Origin of the sequence: Corallococcus llansteffanensis (genome assembly GCF_003612055.1) — a bacterium.
GTDB classification, from domain to species: Bacteria; Myxococcota; Myxococcia; order Myxococcales; family Myxococcaceae; genus Corallococcus; species Corallococcus llansteffanensis.
Window position 1 is genome coordinate 1 of the sequence record NZ_RAWB01001119.1, and the last position, 758, is coordinate 758.

Annotated in this window: 1 protein-coding gene; it reads left to right on the forward strand. The window is 76.0% G+C overall.

Annotation, left to right across the window (positions count from 1 at the left end; all coding sequences use genetic code 11):
- A partial coding sequence (locus D7V93_RS43700) for a tetratricopeptide repeat protein (RefSeq protein WP_120648734.1) occupies positions 1–758 on the forward strand: 758 nt, incomplete at both ends.

Genomic DNA, 758 nt, shown 5'->3' on the forward strand with positions numbered 1-758 from the left:
CGCCGAGCCCCTTCGACCCCGAGGCCGCGCCGGTGGAAGCCTCTCCAGCCGAGAACGGTCTCGCGCTGCCGCACGTGCACGCCCGCCGGGTGGACCACGTGGCCCGCGCCCAGGGACTGCGCGAGCTGGGGGACCTGTCCGGCGCCGTGACGGAGCTGCGCCGAGCCCTGCACGACGACCCGGGCGCGACCGACGCCCTGGCGCAGCTGGCGCGCACCGCCCGGCTGACCGGGGACACGGCGCTCGCGCTGGACGCCTACGCCCGGCTGGGGCAGGCGGAGCCCACCGACGCGGGGGCGCTGGTGCAGCAGGCACGGCTGCTGGTGTCGCAGGGCCGCTTCGCCGAAGCGGTCCCCGTGGGCGAGGAAGCCCTCCTGCGTGACCCGGAGGACCCGGAGGTGTACCAGGTGCTGGGCCGCGCTCACCTGGGCGCGAACGAGCTCGGCTCCGCCATCCTGCGCTTCCAGCAGGCGGTGCACCTGGACCCGGAGCACGGCCACGCGCTCAACAACCTGGGCTTCGCCTACCTGCGCGCCAACTACAACGCCCGCGCCGTGGAGGTCCTCACCCAGGCCGCTGACCTGCTGCCCCACGTCGCCTACGTGCGGAACAACCTGGGCGTCGCCTGCGAGCGCCTGGGCCGGCTGGAGGAGGCCCGCGCCGCCTACGCCGCCGCCACCCGGCTGTCACCCCGCTACGTGCAGGCCCGCGTCAACGCGGACCGGGTGGCCCGGGCCGACCCCACCCCTGTCTCCTAT